Origin of the sequence: Helicobacter valdiviensis (assembly GCF_003245365.1) — a bacterium.
Classification (GTDB): domain Bacteria; phylum Campylobacterota; class Campylobacteria; order Campylobacterales; family Helicobacteraceae; genus Helicobacter_D; species Helicobacter_D valdiviensis.
The window spans coordinates 1-1,634 of sequence record NZ_NBIU01000080.1 but is presented as its reverse complement, the minus strand read 5'-3'; the positions used below and the strand labels follow the sequence as shown (position 1 = coordinate 1,634).

The following is a 1,634-nucleotide window of genomic DNA, read 5'->3' as shown; positions in this document are numbered from 1 at the left end:
TTTAGAATTTGCTATTAAAGCTTGTCCTATTTTATAGGATAATTGGTTTTGGATTCTTGCTTTGGCAGTTCCGTATTCTAAATAAAATACAAGCTTCTCATTATCATTTACAACAGCATATTTTTCCAAAATTCTCTTAAAATTTTCACAATATTGCCTATCAATATACTCTTTAATTTTTTTAGATATTTTAGCCCTACTTACTTTCTCTAAAAATAGAAATCCACCATATTGCTCAACAAAAGAAGTCAATGTTCCATTTTCATACTTTAAAAATATTAGAAAAAATAAAGTCTCTAGTTCATCGGAATTTTTAAAAATACTCTTTTGTTTAACTTCTAAAAAAAATGTATTTCTCTCAAAATACACCTTACTGCAAGCATTAGTTTCTATGGCCATTAAAATTTGTTTAAATTTATGCTCATCTAAAAAACACTCCCTAATTACTACATCTTTAGCTTCTTCAAACATGCCATAGTAAAGCAAACAAAAAATCTTCAATAAAACAAAAATAGAATTTTTTGAATTATTTCGATAACCCTCATCACACCAATACAAATACTCTTCTCGAGATAAAATATTCTTGCCATAAAATAACAATGTTAATATCTCATAAGAGACATATTCACTTGGCATATTATTACATAAACATTCTTTATTAAAGCCGTTTCTAATAATATCCACTATCTGATTATTCGTCAATATATTCCTATATGATATGATATCTTTTCCTGACAAATAAGAAGCTGATATTGAAAATCCACTATAAGGAGCAATAATTTTATCACATTTAGACATTAAAATCATATCAAAAAAAGCTTGCTCATAACGGTCATATATTTTATTTTTTGGATAAAAATCTGAAGAGCTACTAATATCATATTTTTCTTTTAAAAAACTTTGAACACACTCATCCTGAATAAAAAATAAATATTTAGCATTTTTCTGTATATATAAAAATATTGCAACATTGATGGGTAATATTTTTATTACCAAGCCTACTCTGGAATTATATTTCTCCTTCAATATAACATCACCACCTCTCATATGAACTGCTACTGCATATCCTTCTATTTTTTTTCGAGCTTTTTCTACATCTTCAATAATTTGTCTATATTTTGGAGTAAAGCCTATAAAGTCAAGTATATCACTTTTATAAAACAACTCTTTATTAAAATCAAAATTAAACTCTGTTAAAGCTGAATTAAAAAATGGCATCGTAGAGTGAGAGCGAAAATAATCAAATTTTTCTTTATTAGTAAAGTAATCTCTAAATTTACCAACTTGATTACCATTAATATTGTCCAAACAATACTTTTCTATAAAAGATTGGTTAAAAATTTCTTCCTTATCTTCCACTGTATGAAACAAATCATTGTTTCCACCTCTTGAACTCCAAGTAAAACAAAAATCTAAATTCATAGATCTTGATATTCTAATAGCATTAATTATTGCAGCAAACCTCGCCCCAAAACCATCAGTATTCATAGCAATTATTTTTTTCATTTCCATCCTTTAATCTTTATTTCCATTTCCTCAGGAACCTCAAAATATCTTTTCTTCAATGGAAATTCCAAATAAAAGTTCTCTTGAAGATTTGCATGCCACTGCTTAAATGAATCAAAATATTTTCT

1 protein-coding gene is annotated in these 1,634 nt (G+C 26.6%); it reads right to left on the bottom strand.

Annotation, left to right across the window (positions count from 1 at the left end):
- Positions 1-1,506 (bottom strand): O-fucosyltransferase family protein (locus B6S12_RS11250; RefSeq protein WP_484083247.1); only part of this gene is annotated, 1,506 nt, incomplete at its 3' end.
- Positions 1,507-1,634 lie beyond the last annotated feature (128 nt).